General features: G+C 61.7%; 16 protein-coding genes. 1 reads left to right on the top strand and 15 read right to left on the bottom strand.

The window, feature by feature from the left end; all coding sequences use genetic code 11:
- Positions 1 to 152: 152 nt before the first annotated feature.
- The 12 genes from LVD08_RS04985 to arnB form a co-directional block, all read right to left on the bottom strand.
- On the bottom strand, positions 153 to 842 hold the full coding sequence (locus LVD08_RS04985) for an HPP family protein (protein WP_247267611.1): 690 nt from the start codon (positions 840 to 842) through the stop codon (positions 153 to 155).
- Positions 843 to 996: 154 nt separating this feature from the next.
- Entirely contained in the window at positions 997 to 2,175 is a 1,179-nt protein-coding gene (locus LVD08_RS04980) for an MFS transporter (RefSeq protein ID WP_247267610.1), read from the bottom strand.
- A 207-nt stretch (positions 2,176 to 2,382) separates the two neighbouring features.
- A complete protein-coding gene (locus LVD08_RS04975; protein ID WP_247267609.1) occupies positions 2,383 to 2,901 on the bottom strand; it encodes a GNAT family N-acetyltransferase in 519 nt (172 codons plus the stop codon).
- An 80-nt stretch (positions 2,902 to 2,981) separates the two neighbouring features.
- Positions 2,982 to 4,580 (bottom strand): ArnT family glycosyltransferase, encoded by a 1,599-nt coding sequence (locus tag LVD08_RS04970; RefSeq protein ID WP_247267608.1) that lies wholly within the window; start codon positions 4,578 to 4,580, stop codon positions 2,982 to 2,984.
- Positions 4,577 to 5,956, bottom strand: a complete 1,380-nt coding sequence (locus LVD08_RS04965) for a UDP-glucose dehydrogenase family protein (RefSeq protein WP_103367181.1) — start codon at positions 5,954 to 5,956, stop codon at positions 4,577 to 4,579. The genes LVD08_RS04970 and LVD08_RS04965 overlap by 4 nt, the downstream gene beginning before the upstream one ends.
- Entirely contained in the window at positions 5,953 to 6,366 is a 414-nt protein-coding gene (arnF, locus tag LVD08_RS04960) for a 4-amino-4-deoxy-L-arabinose-phosphoundecaprenol flippase subunit ArnF (protein ID WP_103367180.1), read from the bottom strand. The genes LVD08_RS04965 and arnF overlap by 4 nt, the downstream gene beginning before the upstream one ends.
- A complete protein-coding gene (arnE, locus tag LVD08_RS04955; protein WP_097089729.1) occupies positions 6,363 to 6,707 on the bottom strand; it encodes a 4-amino-4-deoxy-L-arabinose-phosphoundecaprenol flippase subunit ArnE in 345 nt (114 codons plus the stop codon). Before arnE ends, arnF begins: the two co-directional genes overlap by 4 nt.
- Positions 6,704 to 8,353, bottom strand: a complete 1,650-nt coding sequence (gene arnT, locus LVD08_RS04950) for a lipid IV(A) 4-amino-4-deoxy-L-arabinosyltransferase (protein WP_183785028.1) — start codon at positions 8,351 to 8,353, stop codon at positions 6,704 to 6,706. Before arnT ends, arnE begins: the two co-directional genes overlap by 4 nt.
- Positions 8,350 to 9,234 (bottom strand): 4-deoxy-4-formamido-L-arabinose-phosphoundecaprenol deformylase, encoded by an 885-nt coding sequence (gene arnD / locus LVD08_RS04945; protein ID WP_247267607.1) that lies wholly within the window; start codon positions 9,232 to 9,234, stop codon positions 8,350 to 8,352. Before arnD ends, arnT begins: the two co-directional genes overlap by 4 nt.
- A complete protein-coding gene (gene arnA, locus LVD08_RS04940; RefSeq protein ID WP_247267606.1) occupies positions 9,234 to 11,225 on the bottom strand; it encodes a bifunctional UDP-4-amino-4-deoxy-L-arabinose formyltransferase/UDP-glucuronic acid oxidase ArnA in 1,992 nt (663 codons plus the stop codon). Before arnA ends, arnD begins: the two co-directional genes overlap by 1 nt.
- A complete protein-coding gene (gene arnC, locus LVD08_RS04935) occupies positions 11,222 to 12,253 on the bottom strand; it encodes an undecaprenyl-phosphate 4-deoxy-4-formamido-L-arabinose transferase (RefSeq protein ID WP_123586304.1) in 1,032 nt (343 codons plus the stop codon). The genes arnA and arnC overlap by 4 nt, the downstream gene beginning before the upstream one ends.
- Positions 12,250 to 13,398: a UDP-4-amino-4-deoxy-L-arabinose aminotransferase gene (arnB, locus tag LVD08_RS04930; RefSeq protein ID WP_103367174.1), complete on the bottom strand. Its 1,149-nt coding sequence runs from the start codon at positions 13,396 to 13,398 to the stop codon at positions 12,250 to 12,252. The genes arnC and arnB overlap by 4 nt, the downstream gene beginning before the upstream one ends.
- Positions 13,399 to 13,837: 439 nt before the next feature.
- Here arnB and LVD08_RS04925 point away from each other — a divergent pair, with 439 nt between their 5' ends.
- Complete coding sequence (locus LVD08_RS04925; protein ID WP_027611947.1) at positions 13,838 to 14,728, top strand: site-specific integrase; 891 nt, start codon at positions 13,838 to 13,840, stop codon at positions 14,726 to 14,728.
- On the opposite strand, the gene LVD08_RS04920 is transcribed toward LVD08_RS04925, so the two are convergent.
- Genes LVD08_RS04920 through LVD08_RS04910 form a run of 3 tightly spaced genes read right to left on the bottom strand, consistent with a single transcriptional unit; the run spans position 14,729 to position 18,396 of the window.
- On the bottom strand, positions 14,729 to 15,787 hold the full coding sequence (locus LVD08_RS04920) for an ABC transporter ATP-binding protein (protein WP_247267605.1): 1,059 nt from the start codon (positions 15,785 to 15,787) through the stop codon (positions 14,729 to 14,731).
- Entirely contained in the window at positions 15,784 to 17,379 is a 1,596-nt protein-coding gene (locus LVD08_RS04915; RefSeq protein ID WP_247267604.1) for an ABC transporter permease, read from the bottom strand. The genes LVD08_RS04920 and LVD08_RS04915 overlap by 4 nt, the downstream gene beginning before the upstream one ends.
- Positions 17,380 to 17,382: 3 nt before the next feature.
- Complete coding sequence (locus LVD08_RS04910; RefSeq protein WP_247267603.1) at positions 17,383 to 18,396, bottom strand: iron ABC transporter substrate-binding protein; 1,014 nt, start codon at positions 18,394 to 18,396, stop codon at positions 17,383 to 17,385.
- Positions 18,397 to 18,492 lie beyond the last annotated feature (96 nt).

Below are 18,492 nucleotides of genomic sequence, written 5' to 3'. Positions count from 1 at the left end.
GGGGGAGTTTGCGTTTTTGCAGCAGGTTGAGGATTGCCTTTGTGGCGAGGGAGCTTGCTCCCGCCGGGTTGCGAAGCGGCCCAACACCGCGGTTTTACGACTGCTGCGCAGCCAAGCGGGAGCAAGCTCCCTCGCCACAATGATGCAGGTGGTTATCGGGTGAAGACTTCGCCGATGCTGCGGCGTTTGGCATGCAGCTCGCTGGCGTGGATCAGTTGCTCGAGGTCTTCGGGGGTGACGTCGATAAACGCTTCCATGTCGGCCAATGCCAGTTTCAAATCCTCAGCGGTAATTGCCTGGCTATCGACCGGTGCCAGTGCCGGCGCTGGCTCGGCCGGGCGCTTGGGGTAGCGGATGCGCGTCAGGTTGTTGTAGGCCAGCGCGCTGAGCAGCATGCACGCGGCGGCGAGCATCACCGGTTCCATGGCTTTCCAGTCCATGGCGATGGTGGCCGGATCGGCCAGTACCAAGGTCAGCGCCAGTGCGCCGGCCGGTGGATGCAGGCAACGCAGCCAGCACATCAGGATCAACGCCATGCCTGCTGCCAGGCAGGCGCTGCCCAAGGTGCGGCCGAGGACGTGGGCCACCAGCAGCGCGACCACGCTGGCGCACAGGTAGCCGCCGATGATCGACCAGGGTTGCGCGAGGGCGCCCGATGAGACGGCAAACAGCAACACCGCTGAAGCGCCCAACGGCCCGATCAGGTGATACGCGACCTCAATGCCGAACACCTGACTGCACACCCAGACGCTGAACAAAGTGCCCAGCGCCATGCCGATCGCGGCGCGGCTCCATTCGGTGGGGCGGGTGTTGATGGCGGCGGGCAACCAGCGAGCGAGCATGTGAATCGGGTCCTTGCAGTAAATTCGGGGCAAAAAAAAGGACTTGTCCGTTTCGGAAAGTCCTCGAAGCGTTCCAACTATTGGGGGAGGAACGCGCACAGTGTGCCGTGCAAAGTCGATGCTGACAAATTCATATAAATGCTGCTTCAGTGCATTATTTTTGAGTTGTCGCCACGCGGCGTCCGCTGACAAAACACAAATACCCACCCAGCCCCGCCAGAGCGCTCAAGGCGTAGAACATGCTCGGCGCCGGCGTGTGCATCAGCAGAACCCCGCACATCACCGGACTCAGCGCACCGCCCAGCGCCGCGAGGTTCTGCGCACCGTAGTAACTGCCGCGCAGCTCTTCGGGCGCGAGGGTGTCGACGAAGAGGAAATCCGCCGGATAGATGATCATCTCGCCGAGGGTGAAGATGAACATCGCCACGCACCAGCCGACCAGACTGTCGGCCAGGCTGAAGCCGATCAGACCGACGATGAACAACGCGGTGCCGCCGGCAATCCAGAACCGCAGGTGCTCACGCTTGAGGAAGCGGCCGATCTGGTATTGCAGCAGGATCACCGTGATCGCGTTGCAGGCGAGCAGGGCGGCCATGGTGTCGAGGGTCTGCTCCTGCGTGTGGGTCACCAGCAGATACTGCGACAGGTACAGGGTGAAGCGCCCGTGAACCAGGGTGCTGAGCAAGCAACCGAGGGTGAACAGGATCATCGTGCGGTCGTTTTTCAGAATGATCAGGGTGTTCAGGAAACTCTGCGGGGGGCTGGCCTGCGACTCCGGACTGGCCTCGCGGGACACGCCCAGCAGCAGAAAAACGCTGCCAGCGGCAATCAGCCCCGCGACGATAAACGGCGCTGAAGGCTGAACCCCGGCAATCACCACGCCGATCATCGGGCCGACGGCGTAGCCAATATTGGTCAGCGTGTAGTTCAGCGAAAACGCCTTGACCCGCTGGCCGACCGGCAGGTTTTGACTGAGCATCGCTTTGGAACAGATCAGGAACAGCGCCGACGCCGTTTCACTGATGATCAGCACCAGCGTGACCAGGTACAGATTCTGCGCGAAGGTCAGCAGCATCAGGCCGACACCGCTGGAAAGCATGGTCAGGATCAATAGTTGGCGCTTGTCGAGTCGATCGATGATGTAGCCGCCGTACAGCGACAACAGCGTGGCACTGAACACGGCGATGCCCAACAGCAGGCCGACGTCTTGCGGGTTGAGACCCAGTTTGTTGCTGAGGAACAGGGTCAACAGCGGGCTGATCAGGGCACGGCTGATGACGATGCTCAGCGAGGTGATCATCAGTCGGCGGATCAGGCGGGAGTAGGTGGCCACGAAGAGATCAATGTCCTTATTTCAGAATGCGCGGGTGAGCCTTGCCATCCTCACCGGGTCCCGCTCGGCGGTCAACCTGACACACCGCAATTCCTCTCTGTGGGAGCGGGCTTGCTCGCGAAGGGGCCGGCACATTCAGCATATTTATTAGCAGACACACTGCCTTCGCGAGCAAGCCCGCTCCCACAGAGGGGATTTGCAGTGTTCTCAGTCGAGGGGCAGGTGCATGGCGCAGCGTCGCTCGGCGGCAAAGCCATGCTCGATTTCTTTCTGCAGAGCATCGAGCAAATGCGCTTCGTGCTCACCGGGTGCGACTTCCACAAACCCCATCCGCTGATAAAACGGCGCATTCCACGGCACGTCGCGAAACGTGGTCAGGGTCACCGCGCGCAATTGCTCATGGCGGGCATGTTCGATCGCAGTCAACACCAGTCGACGACCCACGCCTAGCCGCTGAAACGCCAGGCTGACGGACAGTTCTTCAATGTGCAGCAAGTTGCCGAAATCCAGCGCGCGAATAAATCCTGCGAGCTGCGCCGAGGTGTTTTCGGCGACCCAGACGTACGCATTGTCGATGGCTTGGCGGTGTTGCGCGGCGCTGGCCACGTCGGTGTCGGCCAGCCAGGCGAGGGTCGGATCTGTGCGAAACAGCTCGGCGGCCGAGCGTTCGATGGCGGGGAGGGCGGCGGCATCATTCTGCCGCGCCCGGCGTACAACAAAACTCATGGTAAACAGTCCCTGTAGAAGCTGCCGCAGGCTGCGATCTTTTTCCTGAAAGCGCAAAAGATCGCAGCCTCAATCAGTTCCTACAAGGGCTTCAGATACAACAGCACGTAATCGTTCTTGTCGAAACGCCCGGTCAGCACCGGTTGCAGGCTGGCCAGCGGGGTGCCTTGCAGCGATTGCAGGTCCTTGCTGTCCATCATCAGCCAGGCCGGGCCTTTGAGGGCTTCGAGTTGCTGCACCGTTTCGGTGAACTGCGGTTGCAGATCCTGCTCGACATTGACCATGAACTTGATCGCTTTGGCGTCTTTGCCCATGCCGTGCAGCACCAGCGGGGCCGGGTTCTGCTGCACCTGCGCGAAGGCAGCACGACTGAACGCCTGCGTGTCGTACAGACGTCGCTCCACCGGTTCGAACACCGCGGCATACACCGTCCACAAGGCTAACACCGAGCACAGCGCCAACACTTCGGCCCGCCAGCGCGGGATCATCAGACGCGACAACGCGAGCAATTGCAGAACACCGAGTACGATCAGCACCAGGGTGATGCCGTCGAGTTGCTCGGGAAAGCGACGCCTGGCAACCAGCAGGGCGACCATCAACAGCCCCGGCGTCACCAGCCAGATGCCTTGAATCACCCCACGCAATACGCGGAACACTCGTCCGTGCAGGACCTGAAACGGGTACGCCGCGATGATCGCCGCCATCGGCAACATCGGCAGCAGGTAACGCGCCTTCTTCGCCTGTGGAATCGACAGACCGACCATGACGATCAGCCCGGCGGCGGCGCAGTACTGCACCAGACGCAAGGCCGGCCCGCGCTGATGCGGTTTGCTCAGCCAGGTCGCGGCCAACGCCAGGATCGCCAGCGGATACGCCAGTGCGTAGTTGCCGATGGAGCTGGTGAAGTAATACAGCGAACCACTGACCCCTTCGCTGCCGTCCATGCGCCCCATGAACTGCATGCGGATCACGTCTTGCAGGAACGCTTCGCCACCGCTGAGTTTCGCCAGCCACAACAGCAGGCTGACACACGCTGCGAGTAACACAGAAGCGATCACGCCGAACACGAAGAGGCGTTTCCACTCACGGTTGAGCAGGTAGTAACTGCAGAGCATGCCGGTCGGTACCACCAGGCCGATAGGCCCGCGAATCCCGAAGCCCAGCAACAGCAGGACAAAGATCAGCGGCCAGCGCCGGCGCGAGCCGAAGTGGTCGTGCGCATAGCCCAGATAAAACACCGACAGCGCCACGGCGGCGAGCATCAGGTCTTGCGACACCGCGCGCACTTCGGTGACGAAGGTGCTGGTGAGCATCAGCAACGCAATGCTGATCAGCGCCCAGCGCTGCGAATGCACCGCCAGCAAACGGTACATCAATGTCACGATCACTCCACCGGCAATCGCGCTCGGCAGCCATGCCGTCAGGGTGTTGACCGCGCCAAAGGGCAACGACAACAACCAGATGAACAGCGTCGAGAGCGCCGAATAGTCGGCGTACGGCTCACCGTAAGTGGTCGGGAATACCGTTGGCCCGTGCCGGAGCATCTCCTGGGCAAACAGTACGAAACGTGAATCGAAGCCAATGGGCGCCTGTCCGTAAACCCCGGCGATGAACAGCAACAGTGCCAGCAGCCCTGCGATCAGGGACTGCCGGCGGATGACAGGCGACAACGTGATCAAGCGACGTCCGCTTTGTCAGACCATTGCTGCAGCGGCATCGGCAGTTTGCGCGAGTCGCCACGGCCGATCGGGAAGTACTTGAAGCCGTTGCGCGCCAGACGCTCGGCGTCGTACAGGTTGCGGCCGTCGAAGATCACCGGGGCTTTCAGGCGTTGCTCGATCAGGTCGAAGTCCGGCGCCTTGAACTGCTGCCATTCGGTGCAGATGATCAGCGCATCGGAACCCGCCAGCACCGATTCCGGAGTGCCCATCAGCATCAGTTTTTCTTCGTTCGGATACAGATGCTGGGTTTCCTGCATCGCTTCCGGGTCGAACGCGCGCACGCTGGCGCCGGCAGCGAACAGCGAGTCGAGCAGTACGCGGCTCGGCGCGTCGCGCATGTCGTCGGTGTTTGGCTTGAACGCCAGGCCCCACAGGGCGAAGGTCTTGCCGCGCAGATCACCTTTGTAGAACGCATTGATGCGGTCGAACAGCTTGTGCTTCTGCCGCTCGTTGATCGCTTCGACCGCTTGCAGCAGGTCGCTGGAGCAATGCGCCTGTTCGGCACTGTGGATCAGCGCGCGCATGTCTTTCGGGAAGCATGAGCCGCCATAACCGCAGCCCGGGTAGATGAAGTGGTAACCGATGCGCGTGTCGGCGCCGATGCCCTGACGCACCGACTCGATGTCGGCGCCCAGGTGTTCGGCCAGTTCGGCGATCTGGTTGATGAAGCTGATCTTGGTCGCCAGCATGCAGTTGGCCGCGTATTTGGTCAGCTCGGCGCTGCGCAGGTCCATGAACATGATGCGGTCATGGTTGCGGTTGAACGGCGAGTACAGGTCGCGCATCACATCTTGCACTTCGTCACCTTCGCAGCCGATGACGATGCGGTCCGGACGACGGCAGTCGGCCACCGCCGAACCTTCCTTGAGGAACTCCGGGTTGGAGACGATATCGAACTGCAACTCACGACCGGCCTTGTCCAGCGCGGCCTGAATGTGCGCACGCAGAGTGTCGCCGGTGCCGACCGGTACGGTGGATTTTTCCACCAGGATCAGCGGCTGCTCACGGTGGCGCGCCACGGCGTCACCTACCGACAGCACGTATTTCAAGTCAGCCGAGCCGTCTTCGCTGGACGGTGTACCGACGGCGATGAACGCGACGCGACCGTGCTGTACGGCGAGTTTTTCATCGGAAGTGAAATGCAGGCGGCCGGAGTCCAGGCCTTCGCGCACCAGGCTCGACAGGCCCGGTTCGAAGATGCTGACGTGACCCTGGCGCAGCAGTTCGACTTTCTTCTGATCGATGTCCATGCACACGACGTCGTGACCGACTTCGGCCAACACGGCGGCCTGCACCAGGCCGACATAACCGCTACCAAATACTGTGATTTTCATGGAGCACTCCTGAATTCGGGCGCACGAGACGGACGAGTGTTAATAGTGATGACCCCGAGCATGACCAGTGCCACGCCCAGCGATTTAGTGAAACTGAACGATTCGTTGAACAACGGCAGACTGGCCGCCAGCAGGTACACCAGCGCGTAGCTGATGCTCAATAGTGAATAAGCCCGGCCCAGCGGCAGATCGCGCAAGGCCGCGAGCCAGCAGAGCATCGACAGGGCGTAGGCGAAAATCGCCGCCACCACCACGGCCATTGCCGACAGATCGACACTGCCGGTGCTCAGCGCCGTCAGCCATTGTTCCGGTTGCGGCAGGCGCGTCATGCTCCAGCGCATGCCCAGTTGGGCGCCACTGACCAGCATTACGCTGCCCAGAGCAAAACCGATTCCACGCGCTTGGTTCATGACTGTTGCCCCAGCAAAACCACGCCGCCGATCACCAGCGCCACGCCCAGCCAATGCTGGCGGTCGATGGGCTCGCGAAAGACGAAGCGGGCAATCAGGGTGATCAGCACGAAGTTGAGGCTGAGCATCGGGTAAGCGATGCCCACTTCAAGACGTTGCAGCACCAGCAGCCAGACCAGCAGCCCGCTGCCGAGTGAAAACAGCGCCAGCCACAACCACGGCGAACGCAGTTTGTCGGCCCAGGACGAATCAACGCCGCGCCAGCTCTCCACGGCGAATTTCTGCGCGACTTGCCCCAGGCAGGTCAACAGACACGCCGTCAGTAACAGCAACCAGCTCATGACGGATCCTTGGGCAACACCATGATCACCAGATTGCCCGATTCGTAACGGGTACCGTCCTTGGGCAGCAGGTCCAGCTCTTCGAGCTCGTCCTGACCCTTGACACGCATCAGCACGCCGACCGAGCCGCTGCGGCGCGCTTCACGTACCCATTGTTGAACGTTGTCCTTGGTGAGTCGGCGCTCGGCGCCTTCCGGGTAGGACAGACCGTATTTGAGTTCGCCGACCGTGTTGTACAGCGCGACCTCCGGTTGTTTCATGCGCCAGGCCAGCGCTGCCGCCGCACCCAGATCATTGCTCAGCAGGTGCGTGGCGCCGGACAGTTCGGTGACATGGTGGCGGATGAACTGATCCGGGGTTTTGTTGGCCACCACCGACTTGGGCAACGCCGCCGGCAGGATTCCCGCCAGCAACAGACTGCCCAACGCCGGCGCCGCCCAGCACTGCAACGGCAGGAACGCTTGCGCCAGGTTGGCGATGATCCAGCCGATCAGGGCGATGAACACCAGCACCAGGCTGTGCAGTTCGTGGTCGTACACCGGTTTGTTCAATTGCAGGTAAACCAGTGCGATCAGCGTGACCACACCCAGCAACAGGTTCAGCAGGCCGTTGATCCCCAGTGCCCGACCTTGTTCCAGACGCAGGCGATCAGCCAGCGCATTACCCAGCAGCAGTGCCAATGGCAACAGGCACGGCAGAATGTAGGTCGGCAGCTTGCCGTTGCTCAGGCTGAAAAAGCCCAGCGGCAGCCACAACCACAACAACAGAAAGACCATGTTCGGCTGGGCCCGGGTTTGCCAGGCTTGCTTGAACGCGGTCGGCAACAGGCCAACCCACGGCAGACTGAATGCCACCAGCAGCGGCAAGTAGAACCACCACGGTGCATCGTGCTGCGCATCGTCACCGGCAAAGCGCCGGATGTGTTCGTGCCAGAAGAAGAACCGCCAGTAATCCGGTTCTTGTGCGTGCACCGCCAGCGCCCACGGCAAGCTGACGATGATCGCGATGGCGATCGCCACCGGACCGAACACCAGCAGTTCGCGCCAGCGTTTTTGCCAAAGCATCCACGGCAACGCGATCAGTACCGGCAGCAACCAGGCGAGAAAGCCCTTGGTCATGAAGCCCATGCCGCAGGCCAGCCCCAGCAGCGCCCAGGCGCCCAGACGGTGCCCGGTGCTTTTGCTGTCGAGCGCAAACCACAGCGCCACCAGGCTCAGGTTGACCCAGAAGGTGAATTGCGGATCGAGGTTGGCGTACCCGGCCTGACCGGCGACGACGGTGAAGCTCATATAGAGCAGGGCGCAGACGAAGCTCTTGCGCGGATCGTTCCATAGCCTGCGCGCGACCAGGTAGGCCAGCAGCACGCTCAACGCGGTGCTGAGGGCCGAGGCGAAGCGCACGCCGAACAGGTTCTGCCCGAACAGTTCCTGGCCGATGGCGATCATCCAGTAGCCGGCAATCGGCTTCTCGAAATACCGCAGCCCCATGAAATGCGGCGACACCCAGTTGCCACTGAGCAGCATGTCCTGGCTGATCTGTGCGTAACGGGTTTCGTCGGGGATCCACAGGCCATGGGTGCTCAACGGCAACAGATAGGCCAGCAGACAGAGGCCGACCAACAGCGGCAGTGCCCAGCGTCTGGTCATGCGCCTTGCACTCCCAGCCAGCCTTCACGGCCTTCGAGCACACCGCGTTGCACGCGGCCCACGGGCAGGGTGTTGAAAAACTCGGGCAACAAGTCGCCCAAGGGTTTGAAGTCAATATTGCGCTGGCGTGCATCGGCCAGCAATTGACGAAAGTCCTGAGCCATCAGAATCCCTTCTACTTCGGCATGAATGGTGTAGACATTGAGTGCTTGCGACTGGAACCGGTCGAGGATGAAGGCGTTGAAGTCCTTCGCCGCCACGTGCGGGCCGACGACTTCGTCGAAGGTCGGCAGGTCCACCGGAATCTGCGGAGTCCCCAGCGAACCGTCCGCCAGCAGCGGACGGAACAGGCTCTGCCCGCGACAATCGCTGTTGTAGCGAAAGCCGAAGGCCTGTTTGGCCTCGATCACGCGCTCGTCCGCACGCCAACCGGCGGCGGCCGAACACTGGATCTTTTCGCCGAGGATGTCGCTCAAGGTGTCGACGCCGCGCCGGATCTGTTCGATCAGTTGCGCGTCGCTCCAGCGCCCGGCGTTGGCCTGCCAGCCATGGTGATCCCAGGCGTGCAGGCCGACTTCGTGACCGGCGTCCCGGGCCTGACGCATCAGGTGCCCGAGATCACGGCCAATCGGTTTGCCGGGCCAGGCAGTGCCGGCCAGCAAAATGTCCCAGCCGTAGAGGCCGGCAGCGTTGGAGCGCAGCATTTTCCAGAGGAACTGCGGGCGGATCAGGCGCCACAGATGCCGACCCATGTTGTCCGGGCCGACACTGAAGAAAAACGTTGCCTTGACCTGCGCCTCGTCGAGCATCTCCAGCAGCCGCGGCACACCTTCTCGGGTGCCACGGTAGGTGTCGACATCGATACGAAGACCTGCCTGCATTACTTCTTGTCCGCGATTTCGAGCATGGCTTCACGCAGGAAGAAGTCCAGGGTGTTGCCGATGGTCTCGCGCATTTCCACGGTCGGCTCCCAGTTCAGCAGGCGCTTGGCGTTGGCGATGCTTGGCTTGCGGTGTTCCACGTCCTGGTAACCGGCACCGTAGAACGCCTTGCTTTCCACGTCGCGGAAACCGGCGAACGGCGGGAAGTTGTGGCGCAGCGGGTGCGCTTCGAACTGACGCAACAGCTCTTCGCCCAACTGACGGATGCTGGCTTCGTTGTCCGGGTTGCCGATGTTGATGATCTGGCCGTTGCACACGTCGTTGTCGTTGTCGATGATCCGCGCCAGTGCCTCGACGCCGTCAGCGATGTCGGTGAAGCAACGCTTCTGCTCGCCACCGTCGAACAGACGGATCGGCGTGCCTTCCACCAGGTTGAGGATCAACTGGGTGATGGCGCGGGAGCTGCCGATACGGGCCGAATCCAGACGGTCCAGACGCGGGCCCATCCAGTTGAATGGACGGAACAGGGTGAAATTCAGGCCCTTGGCGCCGTAAGCCCAGATCACGCGGTCCAGCAGTTGCTTGGAGACCGAGTAGATCCAGCGCTGCTTGTTGATCGGGCCAACGATCAGGTTCGAGCTGTCTTCGTCGAAGTTCTTGTCCTGGCACATGCCATAGACTTCCGAAGTCGACGGGAAAATCACGCGCTTGTTGTACTTGACGCAGTAGCGAACCAGTTTCAGGTTTTCCTCGAAGTCCAGCTCGAATACGCGCAGCGGGTTGCGGGTGTATTCGATCGGGGTGGCGATGGCCACCAGCGGCAGGACCACGTCGCACTTCTTGATGTGGTACTCGATCCACTCGGAGTGAATGCTGATGTCGCCTTCGACGAAGTGGAAGTTCGGGTGGCTGCGCAGACGGTCGATGGCGTCGGAGCCAATGTCCAGACCGTAGACTTCGTAGCGGTCGTCACGCAGCAGGCGCTCGGACAGGTGGTTACCGATGAAGCCGTTGACACCGAGGATCAGCACACGAGTGCGACGTGGCGCACGACCGGATTCGGCGCCGCGCAGCAGCGAGCCATCGACCAGACCCAGTTCGTTGGCCAGTTGCGGGCCGCTGAGGTACAGGCCGTTGTCGTTGCGCTGACCGGCGTTGATCACCAGCGAGTCCTGACCGCAGGCAATGCGCAGCGGATCGACGCTGATCACGCGGCCTGGCGCCTGGCCTTCGTTGCCCTTGACGACGTCGGCGCTCCAGACGATCAGTTTGTGCTCGCCCACGGCGCAGAACGCGCCCGGGTAAGGGCGGGTGACGGCGCGCACCAGGTTGAACAGTTCTTCGGCCGGTTTGGCCCAGACCAGTTTGCCGTCCGCCGGGGTGCGACGACCGAACACGGTGGCTTTCGATTCGTCTTGCGGGGTTTCAGTGATCTTGCCTTGCAGCATGTTCGGCAGGGTGTCGCGCAGCAGGTCGCTGGCGGCGGTGCGCAGTTTGGCGTGCAGGGTCAGGCCGGTGTCGCTGCGCTCGATGGCAACGCGCTGCTGGGCAACGATGGCGCCAGCATCAGCGCGCTTGACCATACGGTGCAGGGTGACGCCGGTTTCGGTTTCGCCGTTGACCAGCACCCAGTTCGCCGGAGCGCGGCCGCGATAGCGTGGCAGCAGCGAACCGTGCAGGTTGAACGCGCCTTTTTTGGCCAGGGCCAGTAGTGGTTCGCTCAGCAGATTGCGGTAGTAGAAGGAGAAGATGTACTCCGGGTCCAGCTTGGCGATGCGCTCGATCCACAGTGGGTGGTTGGCGTCTTCCGGCGCGTGCACCGGGATGCCTTTGTTGGCGCACAGCTGTGCAACCGAGGCATAGAACGCGTTTTCTTTCGGATCATCGGCGTGAGTGAACACTGCTGCAATGTCATAGCCGCTGTTGAGCAGGGCTTCAATGCCGGCGCAGCCAATATCGTGGTAGGCGAAGACAACAGTTTTTGCACTCATGAGAGAACCTGATCGGAAGTGGAAGAAGTAGCGGTAGAAGAAAGACCATCAACGGTGACGGCAGGGGCCGGAGCGGCCGGCTGGCTGCGCAACACCTTTTCGATGAAGAAACGTGGACGGGCGCGCACATCGCTGTACATGCGGCCGAGGTATTCACCCAGCAGGCCCATGCCAATGAACTGGCCACCGGTGAACACGAACAGCACGGCGAACAGCACGAACATGCCGTCACCGGCCCAACCGGCACCGAAGGCCAGACGCAGAACGATCAGCGCAATCGCGAACAGCACGCCCAATCCGGCCATGGCGAAGCCGACGATGCTCAGCAGACGCAGCGGCGTGGTGGTCATGCAGGTGACCAGATCGAACATCAGGTTGATCAGGCGCATCGGGCTGTATTTCGAGTCGCCGTGTTCACGCTCGGCGTGGGCCACGACGATTTCGGTGGTGTGACGGGCGAAGCTGTTGGCCAGGATCGGGATGAACGTGCTGCGTTCGCGGCAGGCGAGCATCGCGTCGATGATGGTGCGGCGGTAGGCGCGCAGCATGCAGCCGTAGTCGCTCATGGCGACGCCGGTGGAGCGTTGCACGGCAAGGTTGATCAGCTTCGACGGATAACGGCGCAGTGCCGAGTCCTGACGATTGCCGCGCACGGTGCCGACCACGTCGTAACCTTTTTCGGCTTCGGCCACCAGCCGCGGGATTTCTTCCGGCGGGTTCTGCAGGTCGGCGTCGAGGGTGATCACCACGTCGCCCTTGCACTGTTCGAAACCGGCCATGATCGCGGCGTGCTGACCATAGTTGCGGTTGAGAATGACCGCCACGAACGGGCTGTTTTCACGCCCGGCGGCTTCTTCGAGCATGTTCGCCGATTCGTCGCGGCTGCCGTCGTCGACCAGCACGATTTCAAAATCGTGGTGCAACTGGCGGCAGGCCGCCTCGGTACGACGCAGCAGCTCGGGCAGGCTTTCCTGTTCGTTGTAGACCGGGATGACGATCGACACGCTACGGATTGGATAAGGTTTCACAGGCGTTTTTCCATGATTTGAGCGATGGCACCGACCACCCGGTCAAGGTCTTGACCGGTCATGTCGGGGAACAGCGGAATCGAGCACAGCCGCGCCGAGTTCCATTCGGTGTTGGGCAGGTACAGGTCGGGGTCACGCTGGCGATACCAGGTGTGCAGGTGGGTGGCGATGAAATGGATACCGGTGCCGATGCCCTGATCCTGCAACGCCTTCATGAAGGCTTCGCGATCCATGCCGCAACGCTCGCTGTCGATGCGCAGGATGAACAGGTGCCAGGCGTGTTGCTGGGCATAGGCGGGCAGGGCCAGCGGTTGCACCGGCAGGCCTTCGAATTTTTGCAGGTAGCTGGTGGCCAGTTCGGTGCGCCGGGCGTTGATTTCGTCCAGACGTTGCAGCTGCACCAGGGCAATCGCGGCGTTGATGTCGGCCAGGTTGTACTTGAAACCCGGTTCCATCACTTGCGCCTGCGGCTTGCGGCCACCGGTCAGACGGTCATAGGCGTCAACGCCCAGGCCGTGGAATTTGAGCATGCGCACGCGGCTGGCAAGGGCTTCGTCGTCGGTGACGAACATCGCGCCTTCGGCACAGGTCATGTTCTTGATCGCATGGAACGAGAAGATCGCCGTGCCTTGCGAACCGACGTGGCGCCCCTTGTAGCGGGTGCCGGCGGCGTGGGCGGCGTCTTCGATGACCGGGATGCCGTGCTTGTCGGCCAGGGCATACAGCGGATCGAGATCGAATGCAGCGCCGGCGTAGTGCACCGGAATGATTGCTTTGGTTCGCGGAGTGATGGCCGCTTCAATGCGCGCAGCGTCGGTCATCAGCGTGTCGCGGTCGACATCGACAAACACCGGTTTGGCGCCCAGCAGGGAGATCATGTTGGCGGTCGAGACCCAGGTCTGCGACGGGGTGATGACTTCGTCGCCCGGGCCGATGCCCAGGGCCAGCAGCGTGATGTGCATGCCGCCGGTGGCCGAAGACAGGGCCACCGCGTGCTTGCAACCCACATACTGCGCAAACTGCTCTTCGAGTGCCTGGTTTTTCGGCCCCGTGGTGATCCAGCCCGAGCGCAACACCTGCTCGACAGCGGCAATTTCCTCATCGCCAATACTTGGGCGGGAGAAGGGGAGAAACGCCTGACTCATGGGCACCTCATTACAAAAAAAATAAAGGATGGATTCACGCGGTTATTGGATCCAGCCTCAGCGTAGACACAGAAAAGCGCTCCTGCATCAATAACTTGGCAAAAAAAGCATGACGTCGGGGATTGATTGACTTTTCACGATTTGCCCGGCAGGTTGGGGCATAGCCACTACCGAACCTATGGGAATTAAGGTTATGCCGGTTTTTGTGAAAGGAACATGAAAAACCGGTTGGCGAATCGTTTATCTGTCACTTATACAGCCGCTGTTCAGGCTTCTGCCGTCCATCGCAGTTTTTTGTCGGACAGTGCCGCTCAAGTACCTTCTTTACTTCAAGTACATTGCATTTGTTAGTTGTTGTAGTGCTGTACATTTTTTACTCAAGGTTTAACGTTTGATTGATTTAGTTGCTGCAACCCCTGACGCTCCAAAAACCAACCCGATGAGCCTGTACCTCGCGCGTTTGGCGCCCTCCAGCCAACTGACCATGCGCTATGTGCTGCAAGATGCGGCCGATCGCCTGGGCTTTGAAGACATGAATGTCGAAGAGATTCCCTGGCATGCCTTGCAACCGGAAGATGTTGTAGCGCTGGTCGCTGCATTACGTGCAGACAACTACGCACCGAACACTTCTTCGTTGTATGTGAATGCGGTGCGCGGGGTGATGAATGAGGCCTGGCGCATGAGTCTGATCAGCCAGGAACATCTTCTGAAGATGCGTTCGGTCAAGGGCATCGCCGGCACGCGGCTGTCTCAGGGGCGCAATCTCAAGCGCACGCTGATACACGAACTGATGGAAGTCTGCGCCGCCGATCCACGCCCGCAGGGCCTGCGTGATGCGGCAATCATCGCGTTGCTGTACGGCACCGGCATGCGCAAGTCGGAATCGGTGGATCTGGACCTGAATCAGGTTGATTTCAGCGAGCGCAGCCTGTGCGTCACCGCCAAGGGCAACAAGCAGTTGATCAAGTACGCGCCGGCATGGGCTTTCAGCAAGCTCGATGCATGGCTCGAACTGCGCCGCTCGCAGCTCAAGGAAGGCGAGAGCGACGATGCCTTCCTGTTCAACCGTATTCGCCGTGGCAGCCACATCACCCGCGAGCGCATCACCAAGCATGCGATCTACTACATCGCTCGCCAGCGCGGCACGCAGGTCGGGGTGAAGATCATGCCCCACGATTTCCGTCGCTCGTTCATCACCCGGGTGATCGAAGAGCACGACCTGTCGATCGCACAGAAACTGGCGCATCACAGCAACATCCAGACCACCGCCAACTACGATGTGCGCGATGACAACGAGCGGCGGCGGGCGGTGGATCGCTTCGATCTCTGATCAGTTCAGGCCAAACACATGCGCCGCACCGAGTACCGACAGCTGCACCGCGCTGCCGGCGGGCGGCGCGTGCATGCCGGAGCTGCGCACCAGAATCGAACGGGGCGGATCCTGAGTCGCGGATGAGCTCAGTTCAACGGTCAGGGTGCAGGTGTTGCCGGCAAAATCGCGGTCGGTGACCAGCGCAGAGCAGCCTTGACTGTCAGATGCCCCTTCGGCGATCTGCAATTGCTCGGGGCGCAGCATGATCTGCGCGGCGCCGCTGAAGCCGTTGCTGTTCACCGCCACCTGACCCAGATCGCAATGCGCCCAACCCGCCTCGATTCGCGCGGGCAGGACCACCGCTTCGCCGAGAAAGTGCGCGGTCTGTTCATCCTGCGGATAGCGGTAGAGATCCATCGGATGCCCGGACTGCACCAGCCGGCCACTGCGCATCACCGCCAATTGATCGGCAAACGACAACGCTTCGCTCTGATCGTGGGTCACCAGAATGGTGGTGACGCCGGCGTCTTCGAGCAGGCGCGCGACCATTTTGCGCATGGCACTGCGCAAACCGGTGTCGAGGGCGGAGAACGGCTCGTCCAGCAGCATCAGCCGTGGTTGCTGCGCCAGAGCGCGGGCCAGCGAGACCCGCTGTTGTTGGCCACCGGACAATTCGTGGGGCCAACGGTTGGCCATGTTGGCGTCGAGGGCGACGCTGTCCATCAACTCAAGGATGCGCTGGGTGCGGGCCGCACCGGTCAGGGCCAGGCCGAAACCGATGTTCGCCGCCACCGTCATGTGCGGGAACAACGCGCCGTCCTGCGGGACGTAGCCGATCTGCCGTTGATAGGCCGGCACTGCGTGGCTGCGGTCGACCAGCGTCTGGCCGTTGAGGGTGAGGCTGCCGCTGTCGGGAAACTCGAAGCCGGCGATCATCCGCAACAGCGTGGTCTTGCCGGAACCGGAGGGGCCGACTATCACCGTGCGGCTGCCGGTCGGCACGTTGAGGCTGACGTCGTCGAGCGCCTTCTGCGCGCCGAAGGTTTTACTGAGGTTGTGCAGTTCGAGAGCGTTCATCGGCCAGCGGTACGCCTGGATTGGTGATAGAGGATGGCCGTCAGCGGCAGGGAAAGCAGGATCATCAGCAGCGCATACGGCGCTGCGGCGGCGTAATCGATTTCGCTGGTCATCGCCCAGAATCCGGTGGCGAGGGTGCGCGTGCCGTTGGGCGCTAGCAGCAGGGTTGCAGTCAGTTCATTGGTGATTGCCAGAAACACCAGCGCCGCACCTGCCGCCGCGCCGGGAGCTGCCAGGCGTACGGTGATCAGCCACAATGCGCGTATCGGCGAGCGGCCAAGGCTTTGCGCGATGTTTTCCAACTCGACCGGGGCCTGTGCGAAACCGGCGCGCAGGCTGACCAGTGCTCGCGGCAAGAACATCAGCAGATAGGCCAAGAGCACCGTGATGGTGGTCTGGTAGATCGGCCGGGCGAAATGGATGGTCACAGTGACCAACGCCAGCGCAACGACAATGCCGGGCAGGGAGCTGGTGATGTAATTGCAGCCTTCCAGCAAGCGCTGCAGTTTGCCCGGCGAGCGGATCGACAGCCACGCGATGGGAATCGCCGCAACACTGGTCAGCAACGCGCCGGCCACTCCGTAAGACAAGGTCTGCAGCAGCGCCGGCAGCAACTCGTCACCTTGCCAGACCTGTACGCCACCGGCCAGCAGCCAGCGGCCCAGTGTGAGCAACGGCACACCGAGCGCGAGCAGGCAGGTCAAGGTTTGCAGCAATAAAGCCAGGGTTGTCACGCCTCGGCCCAGTTGCACGCTGCGCTGGTCCCGGGCGCTGCCGGAACCGACTCGCGCATAGCGGGCGTTGCCACGGGCGGCAGATTCGGCGGTGAGCATCGCCAGACAGCACAGCGCCAGAACGCCAGCGAGCATGTTGGCCGCCGGGCCGTTAAACGTCGATTTGAACTGATCGAAGATCGCCGTGGTGAAGGTGTCGAAACGGATCATCGCGTACAAGCCGTACTCGGCCAGCAAATGCAGACCGACCAACAACGCGCCACCGCAGATTGCCAGGCGCAATTGCGGCAACACCACCCGAAAGAACACCGCCCACGGCTTGAGTCCCAAGGATTGCGCGACGTCTTCAATCGCCGGATCGAGACGGCGCAAGGTCGCGGCAATCGGCAAATACAGAAACGGGAAATAGGCGATCACCGACACCAGCACACCGGCCGGCAGACCGTGGATCGACGGAATCAGGCTGACCCACGCATAACTGTGGACGAACGCCGGCACGGCCAGCGGAGCCACCGCCAGCACTGACCACAGGCGTCGGCCGGGCAGGTTGCTGCGTTCGGTCAGCCAGGCCAAGGTGGTTCCGAGCAGGATGCACAGCGGCAGGGTGATCAGCACCAGCAGCACGGTGTTGATCAGCAATTCGCCGACCCGCGGGCGAAAGATCAGGGCTTCGATGGTCGCCCAGCCGGTGTACCACGACACGCCGATCACGAACGCAATCGGCAGCAGTGACAACAACGACACCAGCACCGCCGAGCTCACCACCCACGAACTGCCACGCCCGGCCAGCGTGCGGGGCGGGTGAATGAGGCTGGCGGCGGCCGTCGCAACGGCCGGTGCAGGCAAGGTTTCGGGCATCACTTAGAGCAATCCGGCCTGGGTCATCAGCTCGACGGCTTTTTTGCTGTCGAGGGTCGACGCATCGACTTTCGGCGCGTCGAGGGTTTTTAGCGGAGTCAGCTTCGGATTGGACGGCGCGTCTTTACCCACGGCGTATTCGAAGGAGGTGCCGGTTTCGAGAACTTCCTGACCTTCCTTGCTGGTGATGTATTTGACGAACTTCTGCGCTTCATCCTGATGCTTGCTCGAGGCCAGCACGCCAGCGCCGGAGGTGCTGACGAACGCGCCCGGATCCTGATGTTTGAAGTAGTACAGCTTGGTGTTTTTACTGTTTTCGCCGGTCTTGGACTGATCGACGAAGCTGTAATAGTGGTAGATCACACCGCTGTCGATCTGCCCGGCGTTCACCGCTTTGAGCACCGCACTGTTGCCGCGATAGATCGTGGCGTTGGTCTTCATGCCCTTGAGCCATTCCAGCGTGGCAGCTTCACCTTTCTGTTGCAGGACGGCGGCGACGATCGCCTGGAAGTCCGCGCCAGCCGGGGAGGCGGCCCAACGGCCTTTCCAGGCCGGGGTGGCGAGGTCGAGCAGGGATTTGGGCAGGTCTTTTTCAGTCAACTTGCTTGGGTTGTAGACGAACACGGTGGAACGGGCGGCGATGCCGACCCAATTGCCGTGGGCCGGACGGTAGGCGGAATCGACTTGCTCAAGGGTCGCGGGCGCCAGAGGGGCGAACAGTTTGGCGTTGTCCACCAGCACCATCGCCGGCGAGTTTTCGGTGAGGAATACGTCTGCCGGCGAGGCGGCGCCTTCCTGCACGAGCTGGTTGCCCATCTCGGTGTCATCGCCGTTGCGAATGGTCACCGGGATTCCGGTTTCTTCGGTGAAGCCGGCCACCCAGGCCTTGGTCAGCGTTTCATGCTGCGCGTTGTAGACCACCAGACCCACCGAATCGGCGGCAAAAGCCTCGCCGGTGCCGAGCAACGCGGTGGCCAGCAATGCGCGCTTGAAGAAGGATGGAAAGCGTGGATTCATTCGGGCAGCTCCTGTTTTCAGACGTTATGAGCAAACCCTCGCAGGAAACAATGCGAACGATTTGCAAGTGTCGAGTCGCGGCAATGTAGGGTGGCA

The sequence above is a fragment of the Pseudomonas sp. YL2 genome, assembly GCF_023063025.1.
In the GTDB taxonomy this organism is placed as follows: domain Bacteria; phylum Pseudomonadota; class Gammaproteobacteria; order Pseudomonadales; family Pseudomonadaceae; genus Aquipseudomonas; species Aquipseudomonas putida_A.
The sequence above is the reverse complement of the archived record's forward strand: the minus strand, read 5'-3'. Positions and strand labels throughout refer to the sequence as shown.